The organism is Bradyrhizobium sp. SHOUNA76 (assembly GCF_023006445.1).
GTDB lineage: Bacteria > Pseudomonadota > Alphaproteobacteria > Rhizobiales > Xanthobacteraceae > Bradyrhizobium.
The window spans coordinates 1-1,068 of sequence record NZ_JALBHA010000949.1; the positions used below are offsets into that span (position 1 = coordinate 1).

The 1,068-nt window shown below is 66.7% G+C and carries 1 protein-coding gene; it reads right to left on the minus strand.

What is annotated here, in order from left to right; genetic code table 11:
* A partial coding sequence (locus MOV74_RS38865; RefSeq protein ID WP_246932885.1) for a DUF2339 domain-containing protein occupies positions 1-1,068 on the minus strand: 1,068 nt, incomplete at both ends.

A 1,068-nucleotide genomic window follows, 5' to 3' on the forward strand; every position in this document is an offset into this window, starting at 1 on the left:
CGGCGGCGGCGCGACCTGCCGCCGGAACAGGATCCGCTGGTAGAGCCAGCCGATCGCGACCAGCACGATGCCGAGGCACATGAACGACAGCGCCCGGTAGACGCCGGTCAATGTCGACATGTCGATGACGAAGGCCTTGAGGATCGTCAGCGCGATGACCGCGGCCGACGCCAGCCGCGCCCGCTCGGAGTTGACGAGGATGCCGACGCCGAGCAACACCACGCCGAAGCCGAGCCAGCCGATCGAATAGGTATATTGCTCCGCCCCCGTGGTGCCGCCGTAGAGCAGGACCGGGCCGTGATAGAAGCGGCGGATCTCCAGCGTCACATAGCTGAGCGCGAACACCAGCGCGCCACCTGCGATCGTGTTGGCGTAGGCGACGGAACGATGGCCCGCCACCGCATATGACAGCAGCAGCATCAGCACTGCCGGCAGAGCGTAGCCGAGCAGCAGCAGGTTGAAGACGAGGCCGCCGACATTGACGCCGGAGAACAGTAACGGATTCTCCAGGATCAACAGACCGAACACGCTGATGAACCCGGCAATCGCCGTGAGCACGACCGCGCCGACATTGTGCACGACGCTATGGCTGCGCAGCCGCAGCCGCTCAAGCCCGATCGCCATCGCGAGCGTGATGCAGACTTGCAGTGCGAATTCGAGCAGCGACGGCGGCGAGGTCATCCGGCCATTGGTCGCAAAGTGCCGGATCTCCATGAAGGCGAGCAGCGCGGTGAACAGTATCGCGGCCGTCTCGACCATGCGCAGCGGCGCATCGTCGGCGCGGCGGCGCAGGAAGATGCTCGCGCCCCAGAACGATGCCGCCGGCAGGCCGTAGCCCCAGAGCAGCCAGTTGAAGATCGGCGTGGTGCCGACGGCATCGCCGACGATGCATGGATCATAGGCGATGCGCGCGGTGACGAGCCCCGCGAAGATGGCGGCGAGCCAGCGCAGGAACGGGATCGGCCGCTGCAGCGAGATCCAGGCGGTGCCGAGCGACATCAGCGCCAGCGCGATGGTGAGCCAACCCTTCTCCAGCGCGAAGGTCAGCGCCAACGCCAGCGCGCCAAG